Source organism: Sedimentitalea arenosa, from assembly GCF_016428585.1.
GTDB lineage: Bacteria > Pseudomonadota > Alphaproteobacteria > Rhodobacterales > Rhodobacteraceae > Sedimentitalea > Sedimentitalea arenosa.
In genome coordinates, this window is sequence record NZ_JAELVR010000007.1 from 39,955 (window position 1) to 57,838 (window position 17,884).

General features: G+C 65.3%; 7 protein-coding genes. 4 read left to right on the top strand and 3 right to left on the bottom strand.

The window, feature by feature from the left end:
• Nucleotides 1–87 precede the first annotated feature (87 nt).
• Both JF290_RS11045 and JF290_RS11050 read left to right on the top strand, forming a co-directional pair.
• Nucleotides 88–1,539 (top strand): aldehyde dehydrogenase family protein, encoded by a 1,452-nt coding sequence (locus JF290_RS11045; RefSeq protein ID WP_199024943.1) that lies wholly within the window; start codon nucleotides 88–90, stop codon nucleotides 1,537–1,539.
• 6 nt (nucleotides 1,540–1,545) lie between these two features.
• The gene (locus JF290_RS11050) at nucleotides 1,546–2,442 is read left to right on the top strand and encodes a DMT family transporter (RefSeq protein WP_199024944.1); all 897 of its coding nucleotides are present in this window, start codon (nucleotides 1,546–1,548) and stop codon (nucleotides 2,440–2,442) included.
• Here JF290_RS11050 and pncB read toward each other — a convergent pair whose 3' ends face one another.
• Together pncB and pncA are read right to left on the bottom strand one after the other, a co-directional pair.
• Nucleotides 2,443–3,732, bottom strand: coding sequence for a nicotinate phosphoribosyltransferase (gene pncB, locus JF290_RS11055; protein WP_199024945.1), 1,290 nt, complete (start codon nucleotides 3,730–3,732; stop codon nucleotides 2,443–2,445). It abuts the gene before it with no gap.
• A gap of 61 nt (nucleotides 3,733–3,793) precedes the next feature.
• Nucleotides 3,794–4,384, bottom strand: coding sequence for a bifunctional nicotinamidase/pyrazinamidase (gene pncA / locus JF290_RS11060; protein ID WP_199024946.1), 591 nt, complete (start codon nucleotides 4,382–4,384; stop codon nucleotides 3,794–3,796).
• A 98-nt stretch (nucleotides 4,385–4,482) separates the two neighbouring features.
• On the opposite strand from pncA, the gene trhO reads away from it, so the two are divergent.
• Nucleotides 4,483–5,382, top strand: a complete 900-nt coding sequence (trhO, locus tag JF290_RS11065; protein ID WP_199024947.1) for an oxygen-dependent tRNA uridine(34) hydroxylase TrhO — start codon at nucleotides 4,483–4,485, stop codon at nucleotides 5,380–5,382.
• A gap of 35 nt (nucleotides 5,383–5,417) precedes the next feature.
• Here the strand turns inward: trhO and JF290_RS11070 are convergent, their stop codons facing one another.
• The gene (locus tag JF290_RS11070; protein WP_199024948.1) at nucleotides 5,418–6,638 is read right to left on the bottom strand and encodes an MFS transporter; all 1,221 of its coding nucleotides are present in this window, start codon (nucleotides 6,636–6,638) and stop codon (nucleotides 5,418–5,420) included.
• Nucleotides 6,639–6,901: 263 nt separating this feature from the next.
• On the opposite strand from JF290_RS11070, the gene JF290_RS11075 reads away from it, so the two are divergent.
• The gene (locus JF290_RS11075) at nucleotides 6,902–17,881 is read left to right on the top strand and encodes a calcium-binding protein (RefSeq protein ID WP_199024949.1); all 10,980 of its coding nucleotides are present in this window, start codon (nucleotides 6,902–6,904) and stop codon (nucleotides 17,879–17,881) included.
• The last annotated feature ends 3 nt before the right edge of the window (nucleotides 17,882–17,884 follow it).

Genomic DNA, 17,884 nt, shown 5'->3' on the forward strand with positions numbered 1-17,884 from the left:
CCCGCGAGCACGCGCATCTTGCAGCGCGTCCTTGCGTCAGTCACATTCACGCGAAACGGTCCCGCAATTCTTCCCGAAGGAGACCCAATGGCAGACGCTCTCTGGTTCGACCCCGCCCTTTGCCTGATCGGCGGAACCTGGCGCCCTGCCACTGGTGGGGACGACCTGCCGCTGATCAATCCTTCGGATGGCAGCGAACTGTGCCGTATCGCGCGGGGCGGTCCAGCGGATATCGACGCCGCCGTTTCGGCAGCGCAAGCGGCGCTCGATAGCGAGTGGGGCCGGATGCCAGCCTTCGAACGCGGCCGCATCCTGACCAGGATCGGACAGCTCGTGCTGACGCGAGTCGAGGACCTTGCCCGGATCGAGGCGCACGACGTTGGCAAGCCGCTGACACAGGCCCGCGCGGACGCGGTGGCCCTGGCACGCTACATGGAGTTCTACGGCGGCGCGGCGGACAAGGTGCACGGGCAGACCATCCCCTATCTGGACGGTTACACCGTCTACACACTGCGCGAACCGCATGGGGTGACAGGGCATATCGTGCCTTGGAACTACCCGATGCAAATCATCGGTCGGTCGGTCGGGGCGGCACTGGCAATGGGCAATGCCTGCGTCCTGAAACCGGCGGAAGAGGCCTGCCTGACCGCCCTGGCCTTTGCCCGCATCGCAGTGGAGGCAGGGCTTCCAGCCGGCGCGCTGAACGTCGTACCCGGCCTCGGATCCGAAGCAGGGGCCGCGCTGGCCGGACATCCTGGCGTGCAGCATGTCAGCTTCACCGGATCGGTCGCGACCGGGGCACTGGTGCAGGCTGCGGCGGCGGCGAACGTGGTGCCGGTAACTCTGGAACTGGGCGGCAAGTCGCCGCAACTGGTCTTCGAGGACGCCGATATCGACGCGGCGCTGCCATTCCTCGTGAACGCCGGTATCCAGAATGCCGGCCAAACCTGTTCGGCTTCCTCGCGGATCCTGGTACAGAGGGGCGTCTATGACGCGGTGCGCGACCGCATGGCTGCGGCCTATGAGGCGCTTACCGTCGGGCCGGCGATGGACGACCCGAGGGTCGGGCCGCTGATCTCGGCCCGCCAGAAGCAGATCGTATCCGGGTTCCTCGACAAGGGGCGCGACCTGACCATCGCAGCGCGGGGGAGGATCGTCGATCACGCGCCCGCGTCGGGTGCCTATGTCGCGCCCACGCTCTTTGATGACGTGCCGCCAGGCCACGCGCTGGCGCAGGACGAGATCTTTGGCCCGGTACAGGTCCTGATCCCCTTCGACACCGAGGCAGAAGCGCTGCGCATCGCCAATTCCACCGCCTACGGGCTGGTGGCCAGCGTCTGGACACGGGACGGCGCACGGCAGATGCGGCTGGCCAAGGCGCTGAAAACCGGGCAGGTCTTCATCAACAATTACGGCGCGGGCGGTGGTGTCGAACTGCCCTTCGGCGGTGTCGGCAAGTCGGGACATGGGCGCGAAAAAGGATTCGAGGCGCTTTATGGTTTCTCGACGCTCAAGACAGTCGCGGCGCTGCATGGATAGAAAAACATGACGGCGCGCCCGGGCGACCGGGTCGGAATGGCGATCCTGTTGTCGTTGCTGGCGTTGCTGCTGTTCGACTTCATGGGGCTGATCATCAAGTACCTGTCGCCGCGCTACGGGGCAGCGGAACTGTCAGCCTACCGCAACATCTTCGGCGTGCTGCCGGCCCTGATCGCGCTTTGGTCCTCGACCGCCTGGCACAACAGCGGAAGCATATGGCGCATCCGCCAATGGAAGCTCGCGACCTCGCGCGGGCTCTATGTCGCGGTGGCGCAATTCCTGTTCTACAGTTCGCTCGGCGCACTGGCTTTCGCCACCGCGACCTCGATCACCTATTCCAACGCTCTTTTCATGACCGCGCTGGCGGTGCCGATTCTCGGCGAGCGAGTCGGGATGCTCCGCTGGGCGGCGGTGCTGGTCGGGTTTGCGGGGGTGTTGATGGTGGTCGGGCCGTCAGGCGACGGGGTCCAATGGGTTGCGCTGGCACCGATGGGCGCGGCGTTCCTCTATGCGCTGGCGGGCGTTTCGGCGCGACTGTTTGACAGCGACGTGCCAAGCCCACTAGTCAATCTGTACTCCGTCGGGGTCGCGCTGATTGGATCCGTCGCTCTGGCGCTGGCGACCGGGGGGTTCTCGCCCATCCAGTCCTGGCAGGACCTCGTCTGGATCGTCGCGATGGGTGGGTTCGGTGGATCAGCCGTTCTGTGCCTGGTCATTTCCTATCGCATGACCGAGCAGAGCAACCTCGCGCCGTTCAGCTATTTCGGCATCCCGATGGCGTTTGTCCTTGGTTGGCTCTTCTTCGGTGAGGCGCCGTTCGGTGACCTCTTTCCCGGCGTTCTGCTGATCGTCGCGGGCGGGCTCCTGGTGATCTGGCGCGAGCGCCGGATGAAGGGCCGCTGATCAGACCACCACGGCCAGACGCTCCTGCTCGCCGACCCCGAAGACACGCTTGTAGCGCTCGATCTCCTCGGGCGGACCCATAGCCTTTTCGGGATTGTCCGACAGCTTGACCGTTGGCCGCCCGTTCGCAGCGACCGCCTTGCAGACCAGAGAGAACGGCGCCAACGCGTCATTCGGCACGAGTCCGCGGAAATCATTGGTCAGCAGCGTGCCCCAACCGAACGAGACGTTCACCCGGCCGTCAAAGCGGCGATGCAATTCGATGATCTTGTCCACGTCGAGCCCGTCGGAAAAGATGATCCGCTTGCTGCGCGGATCCTCGCCGCGCGCACGCCACCACGCGATGGCCGTTTCCGCTCCCTTGACCGGGTCGCCGCTGTCGATCCGGATACCCGTCCAACTGGTGAGCCAGTCCGGCGCGTTGTCCAGGAAGCCCTGGGTGCCGTAGGTGTCGGGCAGGATGATGTGCAGGTTGCCTTCGTGCTCGTCATGCCAGTCCGACAACACGTCATAGGGCGCCTGGGCCAGCTCGGCATCGCTTTCGGCCAGTGCGGCATAGACCATCGGCAGTTCATGCGCGTTGGTGCCGATCGCCTCGACCTCGCGGCGCATGGCGATCAGGCAATTCGAGGTCCCGGTGAAGTTCTTGCCCAGCCCCTCGCGCATCGCCTGCACGCACCAGTCCTGCCACATGAAGGAATGCCGCCGCCGGGTACCGAAATCGGCGATGCCGAGGGTCGGCAATTCGCGCAGCCGTTCGATCTTTTCCCAGACGCGTGTCATCGCGCGCGCGTAAAGCACTTGAAGTTCGAAGCGTCCCATCCGGTTCAGCACCGCCCGGCCGCGCAGTTCCATCAGGACCGCGAGCGCCGGAATTTCCCAGAGCATCACCTCGGGCCAGCTGCCTTCGAAGGTCAGTTCATACTGATCGCCGCGCCGTTCCAGGTGATAGGGCGGCAGGCGCAACGCCTCGAACCACTCCATGAAGTCGGGGCGGAACATCTGGCGCTTGCCATAGAAGGTGTTGCCGCGCAGCCAGGTACTTTCACCACGGCTGAGTCCGAGCGACCGGATGTGATCCAGCTGTTCGCGCAGTTCGGCTTCGTCGATCAGGTCGGCCAGCGGGATATGCGTCGATCGGTTGATCAGCGAAAACGTGACCTGGGTGTCCGGCTTGTTACGGAACACCGACTGGCACATCAGCAACTTGTAGAAATCCGTGTCGATCAAGGACCGGACAATTGGATCTATCTTCCATTTGTGGTTATAGACACGGGTCGCGATGTCCAAAGTCAGGCCCTCCGGTTTCCCCCGTTAGATCAAGGGCCGCCGCCCATGTCCAGCTATGCGCTCACAGCGTGATACCCGCCGCTTTCATCGCCGAGAGAGCCGCGTCGAGCGATCCGTCCAGATCGATTCCCCGGCAGGCTGCCAGATCGACGGTCACGTCAAAGCCAAGGCGCGCCGCGTCGAGCGCGGAATACTGCACGCAGAAATCCGTGGCGAGCCCGACCAACGTCAGGCGCGTGATCCCGCGCGTGCGCAGGTAGCCATCAAGCCCGGTGGGTGTGCTCCGATCGTTCTCGAAGAAGGCCGAATAACTGTCGATCTCGCGCCGGAAGCCCTTGCGAAGGATCAGGTCTCCGTCGACCCGAAGATCGGAATGGAACGCGGCGCCCGTGCTGCCCTGCACGCAATGATCGGGCCAGAGCACCTGCGCTCCATAGGGCATGTCGATCACCTCGTAGGGCGCGCGCCCCGCGTGGCTGCTCGCAAAGGAACTGTGGCCTGCGACATGCCAATCCTGTGTCAGGATCACCGCATCGAAGCGATCCATCATGGCGTTGATGACAGGCACGACCGCGTCACCTTCGGGGACCGCCAGCGCGCCGCCCGGGCAAAAATCGTTCTGCACGTCGATGACGATCAGGGCGTTGGTCATGGTGCTCTCCCTCCGGTGGCACATCCCTAGGCCAAGCCCATGTGGCGCGTCAATCCGGGCTCTTGCAAGGGCGCCATGCCAAGGCTAGATCGGCGCGCATGTACACGATCGCAGCGCTCTATCACTTTACCCGCTTCGCCGATCCGGCCGCGCTCAGAGGTCCACTCCGGGCGATGTGTGACGCAGGATCGGTCAAGGGTACGCTGCTGTTGGCGCCGGAGGGCATCAACGGAACGATCGCCGGCCCGCGGGCCGGGATCGACGCTGTGCTCGCCCATATCCGTTCCCTCCCCGGCTGCGCCGATCTCGAGTGGAAGGAAGCGACCTCTGACGAAGCGCCTTTCGGCAAGCTCAAGGTGCGCCTGAAGAAAGAGATCGTGACCATGGGGCAACCCGACGTCGACCCGATCGCCCGGGTCGGGCACTATGTCGAGCCTGCCGACTGGAATGACCTGATCGACAGTCCCGACGTTGCGGTCATCGACACCCGCAACGACTACGAGGTCGCCATCGGCAGCTTCGAAGGCGCCGTCGACCCCGAGACCGCCTCCTTCGGCGAGTTTCCCGCCTGGTGGGAGGCGAACAGGGACAGGTTCCACAACAAGCGGATCGCGATGTTCTGCACCGGCGGCATCCGCTGCGAAAAATCGACCAATTACCTGATCGGACAAGGGGTCGAGGAGGTGTATCACCTCAAGGGCGGCATCCTGAAATACCTTGAGGACGTGCCCGAGGAGGACAGCCGCTGGACAGGCTCCTGTTTCGTCTTCGACAACCGGGTGAGCGTCGGGCACGGGTTGAAGCAGGGTCCGCATGATCTGTGTCACGGCTGCCGCCGTCCGATCCTGCCCGAGGATCGCGCCCGCCCCGAATACGAGCATGGCGTGGCCTGCCACCAGTGTTTTGACGAGACGACCGAGGCCGACAAGGCCCGCTTCCGCGAACGCCAGCGCCAGATCGAACTGGCCCGGCAACGGGGCAAGCGTCACATCGGCTGATCCCCGGTCAGACCTTCACGGCAGGACCGTCCGGCTCAGGTCGCCACTGCGCGTGGCATCCGGGGACGTGTGCGCAGCAGCAGCATCAGCATGATCGCGATGTTCAGTCCGTTCCAGGCGATCCCGTTCAGGAAGGCCATCCGGTAGCTGCCGCTCAGGTCATAGATCCAGCCCGACATCCAGCCGCCGATCGCCATTCCCAGAATGGTCATCATCAGCACGAAGCCCACCCGCGCCCCGGCCTCCTTGGCCGGCATGTATTCGCGCACGACGACCGCGTAGCTCGGCACGATCCCGCCCTGCGACAGGCCGAAGATCGCACTGACGATATAAAGCGATACCAGCCCATCATAGGGCAGGTAGAGAAACAGCGCCGCGCATTGAAGGACAGAACCGATCAGCAGCGTCGCGACACCGCCCAACCGATCGGCCAGCAAACCCGAGATGATGCGGCTGACGACACCGCCCAGCAGCATCAGAGACAGCATCTCGGCCCCGACGGCGGGACCATAGCCCAGCCCGACGCAATAGGCGACGATATGCACCTGCGGCATCGACATCGCGATGCAGCAGGCGATTCCGGCAAGACCCAGGATGTACTGCAGCGCGCGCGGCGAAAACCCCGACCGTCGCGCCCGCAGGGCAGAGGCCGCCTCGGCCGCGCCGTGCGCGCTCAGCGGGACCCGGCGGCGCAAAAGGGCCGACAGAGGGATCAGAACCGCCAGCGTGATCACCGCCAGCGCAAGGTAGACCTGCCGCCAGCCGCTCTCGGCGAGCATATCCGCCAGAAGCGTCGGCCAGATCGCGCCCGACAGGTAATTGCCGCTCGCCACCAGCGCCACGGCGATCCCGCGCCGCCTGAGGAACCAGTGCGAGATATCTGCGATCAGCGGGCCGAACCCCACGGCCGTTCCCAGCCCCAGCAGCAGATGCGCCAGCGACAGCATCGTCATCGACGGCGCGAAGGTCGACAGCAGATACCCGGTCGCGATACCGACTGCGGCCCCATTCAGTGCCAGCGTGACACCGAAACGGTCCACGACGCGACCGATCAGAAGGTTGCCGAGTGCGAAGCCGACCATCGTCATCGTGTAGGGCAAAGACGCCTCGGCACGGCCAGCGCCGAACTCGGTCTCGACCGCCGGCATGATGACGATAACCGCCCACATTCCGACGTTTGCGACGGTGGCGATGGCCAGCGTCACCAGAAGCCTCAACCACGAGTATCGGCTGTCGTGAATCTCAGGCGGGGTCATTCGGTCAAGCCTCGCATTTGGCCCCGCAATCCGGTGGGTCGGCGCAGAGGATGGAGCCGTTGGTCGGGGAAGTCCAGATCGCGCGAAACGGTTTCTTCCGACGCCTGAACGCCCGGCCCTGCGATCAGGCGCGGGGCATACCACACACAGTCCCGCGCGCCATGGCCGGCACGGTCACGGCGTCCGGTCATACCAGCTTGCGGCACGCGCCGGCATCCGTTTACTCTGCCGTTACGAGCAGAGCGTGGCGAAAGGGGCAGGACTTGGCCGACGACACAGGAACGACGCAACCCGCTTTCGACGCGACCACAACACGCGAGGATCTCGAGGCGGCACTGACGCAGCCCGGCCTTCAGATTCCGCGAATCGACGCCGGAGGGCTAGTCTCGGTCCTGCTGCCCGAGGGCACCAGCATCGAACGGCCGTTCCTGTTCGACGGCGACCTGGTCCTGCTGCAGCCGGATGGCACCCTGCTCGTCCTTTCGGATCTGACCGGCAGTACCATCGTGATGCTGCCCGGCGGCACGCCAGTGCCCGGGCAACGTCTGCTGGATGCCGCCACGCCCGAAGACGCCTGGCAGGAGCTTCAGGACGTGGCCACCGTCCCGACGCATGTTCTGGTACATCCCGGCACCCCACTTGCCTCCGGCGAACAACAGCAGGTGCACCCGGGCGATCCGCTCATCGGCCTGCCCTACAATCCGCTCCTGCCCCCGACGGAATATATCCAACCCCTGCCCTACGACCGCCTCTACGATGGCAACGACGGCGGCACCCCGCCCGGATGGATCGATGTCAGATTGACGGCTCCGCTGCTCTATCTCGAAACCGATGGCGAGGTCACGGTCCGGTTCGCAGATCGCGTGCTGATCACGGACGGGCTGCTCGATGCCGGCCGTTTCGTCGAAACGGTCGAGATCACGGTCACCGGCCTGCCCGCCGGTGCCATCGCCAGCGACGGACAACTGATCGCGGCGGCGGACGGCAGCCAGGCTCTGGTCTTCTCGGGCAGCTACGCGGACTTCCAGTCGCTGACGCTGACCCTGCCCACGGATTTCTCGACCCAGAGCCGATCCGACCTGCCTGAAGGTCCGCTCTCGGTGTCAGTGCTCGCGCGCACGATCGAGGGCTACGAGGCGAACGATACGTTCCGCCTTGTGGTGCTGGCCGAGGGGGATGCCTGGATTGATGGGTCTCTGGTGGACGATGTTGCGGACGAGACGGATGCGGCGACGGGGTTGGTGCCGTCGGCGCTGCTGGTGCCTGAGGTGACGGATGCCGATGGGTCCGAGCGGCTGGAGTCGCTGCGGCTGACCATCGACGGGCTGCCGGCGGGCTCGACCGCGGCGAGCCTCGCGCTGATACTGCCCGCCGGGGCGAGCACGCGGTTCGAGACCGACCCCGCCACCGGCGCGGCGCGGCTGGTGATCGAGCTGACCGCCGCCGGCGTCGGCGACGTGGCGGCGGCCTACGACGCCATCCGCCTCGCCCTGCCGGCGGACTTCTCCACCACCAACCGCAACGACCTGTCGGACGGCGCGACCAGCCTCCCCCTCACCCTGCGGCTCGACATCCAGAGCGACGAGGACCGCGCCGCCACAACCGACACCCCCACAGACGGAACCGCAACCGCAACCCGTATCGTCGATGTCGACTTCAGCCCCGACATCACGCTTGGCGGTCCGCGGCTGGTAGTCGTCGCGGAGGATGGCGGCCAGGCGAACAGCAGCGTCGGCGTCATCGCCGATCTCGGGCTGCAGATCGCGATCACCGACCAGGACGGCTCGGAGACCGCCGACCCGTCCGACCCGCGTTTCGCCGCGACGGTCGAGGTGATCCTCGCCGGCCTGCCCGCGGGTGCGAGTGTGAACGTCGGCAGCCTGTCCATGCAGGCCAATGGCGGGGTCTGGACCGGCACCGTGGCCGAGGCGGAGGCGCTGGCGGTGACCCTGCCGGGCGATTATTCCGGCACCATCCTGAACCTGGTGACGGTGCGCACGCCCGAGGGCGAGAGGCAGTTCGTGCAGGGCCTGCGCGTGACGCCCGAGCCCGACGTGGATGTCAGCGGCGCGGTCGTGGCGCGCGAGACCGACGCCCCGGTCGAGGTCCTGCTCTCGGATTTCGTCGACCTGGTCGTGACCGATCCGTCCGAGACGCTGCTGGGGGTGGACGTGCGCCTGCCCGGCCTGCCGCCCGGAACCCAGGCGCTGGATGCGCAGGGCACCCCGGTCGGAAGCCTCGTGGATGCCGGCGACGGCACCTTCACCTTCGCGCTGGATTACGACGCGGCGAGCAGCGGCTTCGCGCTCTCCGATGTCCGGCTGGTCTTCCCGCAGGATTACTCCAGCACCAATCCGTCCGTCCAGTTGCGGGCCCAGCTCGACGTGACCACCGACCAGGGCCAGGCCACGGGCCAGGTGCCGCTGGTGATCTTCGCCGAGGGCGATGCCGAGATCACCGGCAACGGGCTGGCGCTGCAGGAGACCGACGCGCCGGTCCAGTTCCGTCTCGCCGACCATTTCCAACCGCGCGCGACCGATATCGACGGCTCCGAACAGGTGGTGCGGGTCGCGGTGGCCTTCGCGTCCCTGCCACAGGGGACGCTGATCTCGCGCGATGGCGGGCAGAGCTTCCGCCCGCTCTCGGAGGTGCCGAACTTCGTCGGCACCCTGGCCGAGTACGACCAGCTCGTGATCTCGCTGCCGACCGACTTCTCGACCGAGAACCCGCAGACCGACCTGGTGCTGCCGATCTCGGCGATCACCGACGAGGGCGGCTTCGCCTTCGCCGAGCAGACCATCACCGTGGCCTTCGAGCTCGACGTGGAGCTCGCCGCCCCGGCGCGGATCACCCTGCCCGAGGATGGCGACGGCGGCGACGGATCGGGCGTCACCGTCGACATGGCGATCGACGTGCGCGCCACAGATATCGACGGCTCCGAGGACACGACCGTCGTCCGGATCGACTTCACCGGCGTGCCCGACGGCACCGGTTTCTCGACCGGCAGCTACGACGCGGCGACCGGCCGCTGGAGCGGCAGCATGGCCCAGGCGCGTGACTTGGCGCTGCGCCTGCCGGGTGACTATTCGGGCCTGATCGAGGCCGAGATCGTCGCCCTCAGCCCCGAGGGGCAGACCTCGACACGGCAGGTGATCGAGATCACCGGTACCGGTGACATCGATCTCGACGTGGCCCCGATCACGCTGGTGGAGACCGACGCCGCGCTCACCGTCACCCCCGCCGCCAGCTGGCAGGTCGCGGTCAGCGACGGCGACGCGAACCAGCCGCCCGAGACCATCGACAGCGTGACCCTGTCTCTGACGAACCTGCCCGCCGGGATGGTGTTCCTCGGCGCGCCGCCGGCGACCATCGCCTACGATGCCGCGGCGGGCGGTGCTTTCACCTTCACCGGCACGCTGGCGCAATACCAGGCGCTGCAACTGCAGTTCCCGGCGGATTTCTCGACCGAGAGCCGCAATGACGGGCTGGGCGCGATCGACGGCACGCTGCGCGCCACCTCGACCGAGGACGCGGCCGGGCAGCAACTGCCGGTGCAGCTGACGATCGAGGCCGAGGGGGATGCCTGGATTGATGGGTCTCTGGTGGACGATGTTGCGGACGAGACGGATGCGGCGACGGGGTTGGTGCCGTCGGCGCTGCTGGTGCCTGAGGTGACGGATGCCGATGGGTCCGAGCGGCTGGAGTCGCTGCGGCTGACCATCGACGGGCTGCCGGCGGGCTCGACCGCGGCGAGCCTCGCGCTGGTGCTGCCCGCCGGGGCGAGCACGCGGTTCGAGACCGACCCCGCCACCGGCGCGGCGCGGCTGGTGATCGAGCTGACCGCCGCCGGCGTCGGCGACGTGGCGGCGGCCTACGACGCCATCCGCCTCGCCCTGCCGGCGGACTTCTCCACCACCAACCGCAACGACCTGTCGGACGGCGCGACCAGCCTCCCCCTCACCCTGCGGCTCGACATCCAGAGCGACGAGGACCGCGCCGCCACAACCGACACCCCCACAGACGGAACCGCAACCGCAACCCGTATCGTCGACGTCGCAGCAGAGGGCGACCTTTCCACAAGCGGGTCGGGACGGATCGAGCTGACCGAGAACGACGCCCCGAACGATCCGGATGGCGACCAGACCGCACAGGCTCCGCTGGAGTTTCGCCCGATCGATGCGGTGCAGGGTGCCGCCACGGACGCCGATGGCTCCGAAGCGGTCGCAGAGGTCGATGTGACGGTCTCGGGTCTGCCAACGGGCACGCAATACTCGCTGGATGGCGGTCAGAGCTTCGTTGCGGTTCAAGGTGCGACCGCGACCCTGACGGGCTTGAGTGCGGCACAATACGCTCAGCTCGTTTTCCGCCTGCCGGACGATTACGCGACCGTTGCCGACATCGTGGGCACCGTGCGTTTCGTCACCGACGAAGCGATCCTTTCCGGGGAGGTCGATCAGGACGCCACGGACGGGATCGAGACGGTGCCCTTCACGGTGTCGGTCGTCTCGGAACAAGATATCGAGATCACGACCGCGGACATCACCGTGATCGAAGACCTGGGCCAGGTCATTCCGCTGGGACTGGATGCGGTGGTAACGGATATCGATGGATCGGAATCGATTACGGGTATCAACGTCACATTCGATGGACTGCCTGCGGGCGATACGACTCTGACGGACGGCACGATCCTGACCGGCCCATCGGCGACATGGACCGGCGACGACGCGAGTTTGCGTGCGCTCGGCGTGCAGAGCTTTCCGCAGCATTTTTCGGGCGTCATCGACATCGCGGTCAAGATCGTCACGGACGAAGGCGCAACCGCCGGGGCAACCGAACGGATGCAGCTGAACGTCACGCCCGTGGCCGAACCAACCATCGCGCTCTCGGTTGACACAGGCGAAGCGGGCGTCGACGGCACGGCTCCCGACCAGTTCATCGTGGACGAGGACGGCTCGTTCCTGCTGCAGATCTCGGCACAGACACCGGACCGAGACGGTTCGGAAGACTTGACCGAAATCGTGATCGACAACCTGCCGGCGGGCTGGGTGCCGACGTCAGGCGGAACCGTCGATCTGTCACTGTTCGAAAGCGGCGCCGGACTTGTCCAGAGCGCGACGCTCAGCGGTACGCGACTGACGATCACGTTGAATGATGGAGTGCAGGTGTTCGACGCTGCGCTGCGCGTTGTGCCGCTGCCCGACGACGACCGCGACGTGGAAACGATCGTCGGGAACGACCTTTTGGCCACGGTCACGGCGCTGGACACGGCAACCGGACTGGCCTCCGATATCGCGACAGATGTCTATGGAATCGATGTCAACGTCGACGCCATCGTCGATCCGCTGCAACTGGTCGTCGCGGACGGTACGACCGATGAAAGCTGGAACGGTGCGCAGCTGATCGGACTGGGCATCACAGATATCGGTCTGACCGATACGGATGGATCGGAGACGATCACCGGGCTGGACCTGACGCTCGACATCGCGACGGCGAGCACAGCGTTTGACGCATCCGATCCGGCCCAGTTCATTCTGCAGGTCAGCGACCCGTCGCTGGCTGGTTTCGTGACCATCACCGACACCGGATCGACCAGCGATACGGCGCGCTATCGTATCGAACCGGCGGGGGGCGCCTCTTCAGATCAATTTTCGCAGGCGATCGAGGCGTTGGAATTCCAGGTGCCCGATCGCTTCAGCGGTGTGGTAGAGATCGACGGCACCATCACCTGGAACGAGACACGCACCGGCGACGTCGAGAACGACACCAGCGACAATTTCGCCACGCAGGATTTCCAGATCACGCAGACCATCGCGCCCCGGGCCGAGGCGGAACTCGCCGCGTCGGTCTTCGTGCTGGCGGCGGACGAGGTCGCGAGCGGCAGCCTCACGGAAGTTTCCGCAACGATCAGGAACGGCAGCATCGCGGCGAGCGACATCCTGACCCTTCTGGAAAGTACCGCGGACGGCTCGGGTCCAGGCCAGGTTCAGAGCTTTGTCGGGCTGCAGGCGACCACCCCGGACGTCGACGGCTCGGAAGCGCTTGAAACCCTGGTGATCTCGAACGTGCCGTCCGCCTGGATATCGGCCAACGTGGCCGGCGGAGATATCCAGCAGGCAGCATTCTTTTCGCAGGATGGCAGCGCACCGCTTGATGCTTCGGAATGGGCCAAACTGGCGAGCGCGACCTATGACGACGCCACGGGCGAGGTCACTCTGACCTTCACGCCCGGCGTCACCGATTTCGCTGCTGCGCTTCAACTCACCCCCAGCCTCTACGAGGATTACGACATCGACCGCGCAGCGGGCGATCCCTTCACATCGGCCGGTGACTTCTTCGGCGAGGACCTCAAGATCGAGGTATCGGTGCGCGATGACAATACGGCGCAGACCGCCACCGAGACGGCCGATGCGACGTTCGACGTGGATGTGGATCCGGTCAACAACATCGCAGAGATCCTCTCGGTACCCGTCGGCAACGAGCAGGTCATCGACGATGCCGGCGGTGTTTGGCAAATACCATTCAGCCCGACGATCGAGGATGTCGACGGCAGCGAGACGATCACCGCCGTCATTCTGAGCAATGTGCCGAGCGTGATCGCGATCTATGCCGAAGATCCGAACGATCCCAGCGGCCCCAAGATTCCGGCGCTTCTGACTGAAGTCGACAGTCCTCCCGGCTTCAACACCTGGAGCCTCGAACTGGGGCAATGGCAGACTGCAGAGGCACGGGGCATCCCGACGCATTTCGCGGGCGACACTCAGATCGTGATCGAGGTCGTCACGACAGAATCCGATGGCGGCAACACGCGGGTCACGACCCTGCCGGAAACGCTCAGGATCGAACCCGTCGCAGACGGGGGCACACCCACGGAAATCGGGGTGACGGACGAGGATGTCGCGGTTCAACTGACACTGGACGGCAACATCATCGACAACACGGGGAATTCGCCGGGATCGCCCGAGGCAATTCTGGATTTTGTCACCATCACCGGCATCGGCCCGGACGCCTTTGGGCGGGTGCCGCGCTTTTTTGATGGCCAACCCGAACCGGATACGGCCAACCCCGGGCAATATCTGAACGAAGTGGTGCCCAATGCGAGCGGCACGCTGCGGCTGTTGCCGGCGGTTGCGGAGAACCTCTGGATTCTGCCGGGACAGGACAGCAACGACGACATCCAGCTCGATATCAGGGTCGTCTATTTCGAAACCATACAGCCCAGCGAAACGAAGGTCGGCACTGGAACGCTGACCGTTTCGCTGACCGGTATCGCTGACGAACCGTTGGTCACCGTGCAGATCGCCGACCCTGACAGCGATCCTTCCAGCACGATTTCGGATGCGGATATCAACGCGATCTACCGCCCCGGCGACGTCCAGGACGGCACGCCGAATGCCGACCGGGTCTATGGCTATGCCGGCACGGACACGTCGCCCTTCGAACTCGACATGCGGGTGGCCGACGATTTCCTGCGCAGCGGGGTGATCGATTCGGCGCAGATGTTCGCCGCTGCCGACCCCCTCTCGGGCACAATGTCCGAGATGATGTTCGCAGGGCAATTAGACGGCTCCGAAACGCTCTACTTTCTCATCACCGGCGTCGATCCGTCCGTCACGTTCCTCGGCGCGAACCCGGTCGATGCGAGCGGCGAATCCTACCTGGTCGAGGCCAGTCAGCTCGACAGCCTGCAATTCGTGCCCAACGGCGTGTCCGATGTCACCTACTACGACATGGTGTTCAACGCGATCGTCGTCGAGGACGACGCGGACCTGAGCGGCCTGACCGGCGCCACCGCCGAGGACCGCCTGCAGGAAATCGACGCGCTGCCCGGCGGGTCGGTCGTCAGCCGGGATTTCACGATCGTGGTCCTGCCAGACGGCGGCCCCGGACCCGACAATTGCACACCCGATCAGGACCTGCCCATCCCGGTGCTGGAACTGATCGGCAGCGGCGACGAGGACACGCAGATCGCGCTGACCGTGAAGCTGGTTCCGTCGCCGCCCTATGACAGCATCGACGACCTCAGCAGCCTGCCCAACGGCGTGGTGGGTGACTTCGGTCTGGCGATCGAACTGCCGCCCGGAGCTTCGATAACGTCGACTGTGCCCGGCGCGGTGCTGTTCGACCCGGTCACCTCGACCTGGGTGATCGACCTCGCCGCACTCGGCACGGATCCGAACGACCCGACGCAGACCGCCGAGCAATTGCTGTTCACGCCGCCGCCGCATCAATCCAGCCCCGTCAACCCCTTCGATCCGAACGATACCTTCGGGCCGGACGATCCCTATGACAGCCTGGATTCGCTGACCTACAACGCGATCCTCAACAACATCACCTGCGGCACGGTCAAACAGGCCTCGGGTGATTTCTCGATCACGATCAACCCGGTCGTGGACGGACCACTCTTGGGTCTGATCGGAAGCACCGACAGCTTTTTCGAGGATACCGAATTCGCGCTGCGCATCCGCGTCGACGGGGTGGATGGCGGCGAGCAACTGGATGGCGATGTTCTGGTCACTTTCGACACGGCGTCCTTCGGACAACTGCTCGACGCCTCGGGAAATACGCTGACCGGGATGGATAACGGCAATGGCCAGATCGAATTCTCGGTGCCAGAATCCCAGCTGTCCTTGCTGCGCCTGATACCGGCTGAACACTACAGCGGCCCACTCGACGTTACGGTGACGGCGACTAGCGAGGATATCGACGGATCCAAGAAGACCTCCTCGATCACGCAGACGCTGAATGTGATCGCTGTGGCCGATACCCCGTTCATCGACTTCGACACCACAGTGCTCGACCCAGACACCGGCCAGCCGTTTGTGGACCTGACAGGCCCGGTGCCGGTTATCACTGCGATCGAGGACATTCCCTTCACCCTCGGCACGGTCATCGACGCCGACAGCCCCGACCAGGACGGCTCGGAAACCGTCACGATCGTTCTGTCCGGGGTTCCCGACTTCCTGACCGTGTCAGGCCCGTCGGGACCCGGCCTGATCGACAATGGCGACGGCTCCTTCACGATTTCCAGCAGCGTCTTTCCGCAGATCTCGCTGGTTCTGAACGATGAACACGCGCGCCTGCCGGATTCGCTCGATCCATCTTTGCCGTCCGAAATTCGGCTGACACTCGCCGTCAACACGCTGGAATTGTCCAATTCGGACGGGGCCGACTTCAGCACCGACTTCATCCTGAAGGTTCGCCCCGACGCCGACATGCCGATCCTTTCGGCGGAAGCGATCCCGACCACGGGGGTCGAGGACGACCCGACCGAATTCATACTCGAGCTTGTCGGCACGACCCCGGACCGGCACGAAACGATCGACTTCGAGGTGGTCGTGCCTGCAGGCGGCAGCCTGTTGATCGACGGCGTGGTGCAAACGCCGGTCGGAGGCGTGGTGACCATCCCAGGAGGGGTGGGCGCGGTGAACCCATCGACCGGCAACACGTTCCAGCCACCATCGACGGTTTCCTTCCTGCCGCCGCCGGATTTCGGTGGCGATGTGACATTGACCGTCACTGCCATCACGACGGATGCCGATGGCATCTTCACCGATACCGCGCGCTCGACGCCCTCGGATGTTGTGCTGCAGATCACCCCGGCGCCCGACCTCGTGCTCGACGTGATCGATGCAGATGTGGAGCTTGACGAGACCGACGCACCTGTGGACTATCTCCCGTCCGGCGATTTCGACATCCAGGTGACCGATGTGGACGGGTCCGAAACCGTGGATTCCGTGCGATACGTGATCAACGGCGTCCCTGATGGCACCACCTATCAAGTCGGCGCCGGCGCATCGGTCCCGGTCTCCGGCATGCTCGACTTCACCGGCACGCTGGCCGATTTCCAGGCCCTGACCGTCACGTTCCCGACCGATTTCGCCACCAACGGCACGCCGCTTGACGGAACGATCGATGTCACGACCAACGAGGGCGGCAACGAGACGGGGAATTTCACCATTGCCCTTTCGGGCGAGCTGGATCTGAACGTCAACGTCGATGTGCAGCCCGATGCCGTGCCCCAGACCGGCACGCCGATCGTGGTGGAGTTCGGCATCGATGCGCAGGTCACCGACACCCAGGCGTCCCCCTCCGAAACACTCGATGAAGTCGTGGTCCAGTTCGATCAGCTCCCCCCGAGCGGGACGACGGCGTCGGCTGGCACGCTCTCGGGCGACCGCCTGACCCTGACGCGCGGCACGCAGAGCGCAGCAGAGTTCGCGCTCCTTGTGGCGGCCCTGTCGATCACCCTTCCGGGCAGTTTCGCAGACGAGTTGACCGGAACGATCACGGTCGCCACGAACCACGGCCTGTCGCCCGCCGAAACCTTCACCATCTCGGTCAACGCGCAACCGGATGTGTCGGGGCCGGTCGATATCCGCTCGACCGAGCCGCAGTTCACGATCCTGTTCGATGATCTTCTGGTCAACGCCAGCGATCCCGATCAGCCCCTGACCGTACAGAACATCACTTCCAACGACCCGGATGTCGCCCTGACCATCCTGGCCGACCGAGTCGAAGTGGAGGTGCCCGATGCCTATGTCGGCACGCCGATCCTGAGCTACGAGATCGTCGACAGCGGCATCGGCCCGGCGGTCAGCCAGGCCACGGCCAATCTCGATATCAATACGCTGCAGATGGAAGCGTCGGGCAGCGTGACGAATCCCGATGGCCAGACCCGCGACCGCATGGATGACGTCACCGGAGCGCCGGGTGGGACCGATACCGCAAAGGCAACCGGTGGCAACGACGCGGTGATCCTCGACGCGACCACCCCCTATGTCGATATCGAGGCCTTCGACATGCTGGGCGGCGACGATTATGTCGACCTGTCAGGCGCGGCTTCGGGCTTTTCGGTGGACCTCGGCGATGGCGATGACATCGTGCTGGGTGGCGACAGCGACGATGTCCTGACAGGCGGCGCGGGCGCGGATACGCTGACCGGCGGGTTGGGCCAAGACGTGTTCCGGATCACCGATCTGGCCGATGCCGACACGATTCTCGATTTCGAATCGCCCACCCTGCCCGCAGGCGCCGACGGTGATCAGATCGACCTGAGCGACCTGGTCGCCCTGTTGCCCGGGGAAACACTCGCGGATCATGTGGGCTATGACAATTCCACGGGCCTTCTGAGCGTCGACGGCACCGCGGCGGCCTCAGTCGGCGCGATGGGCGGCGGGATCGCCGATGCAGTCGAGGTGATCTTCACCAACGCCACCGGAGCGCAGGAAACAGCGGTCATCTGACCG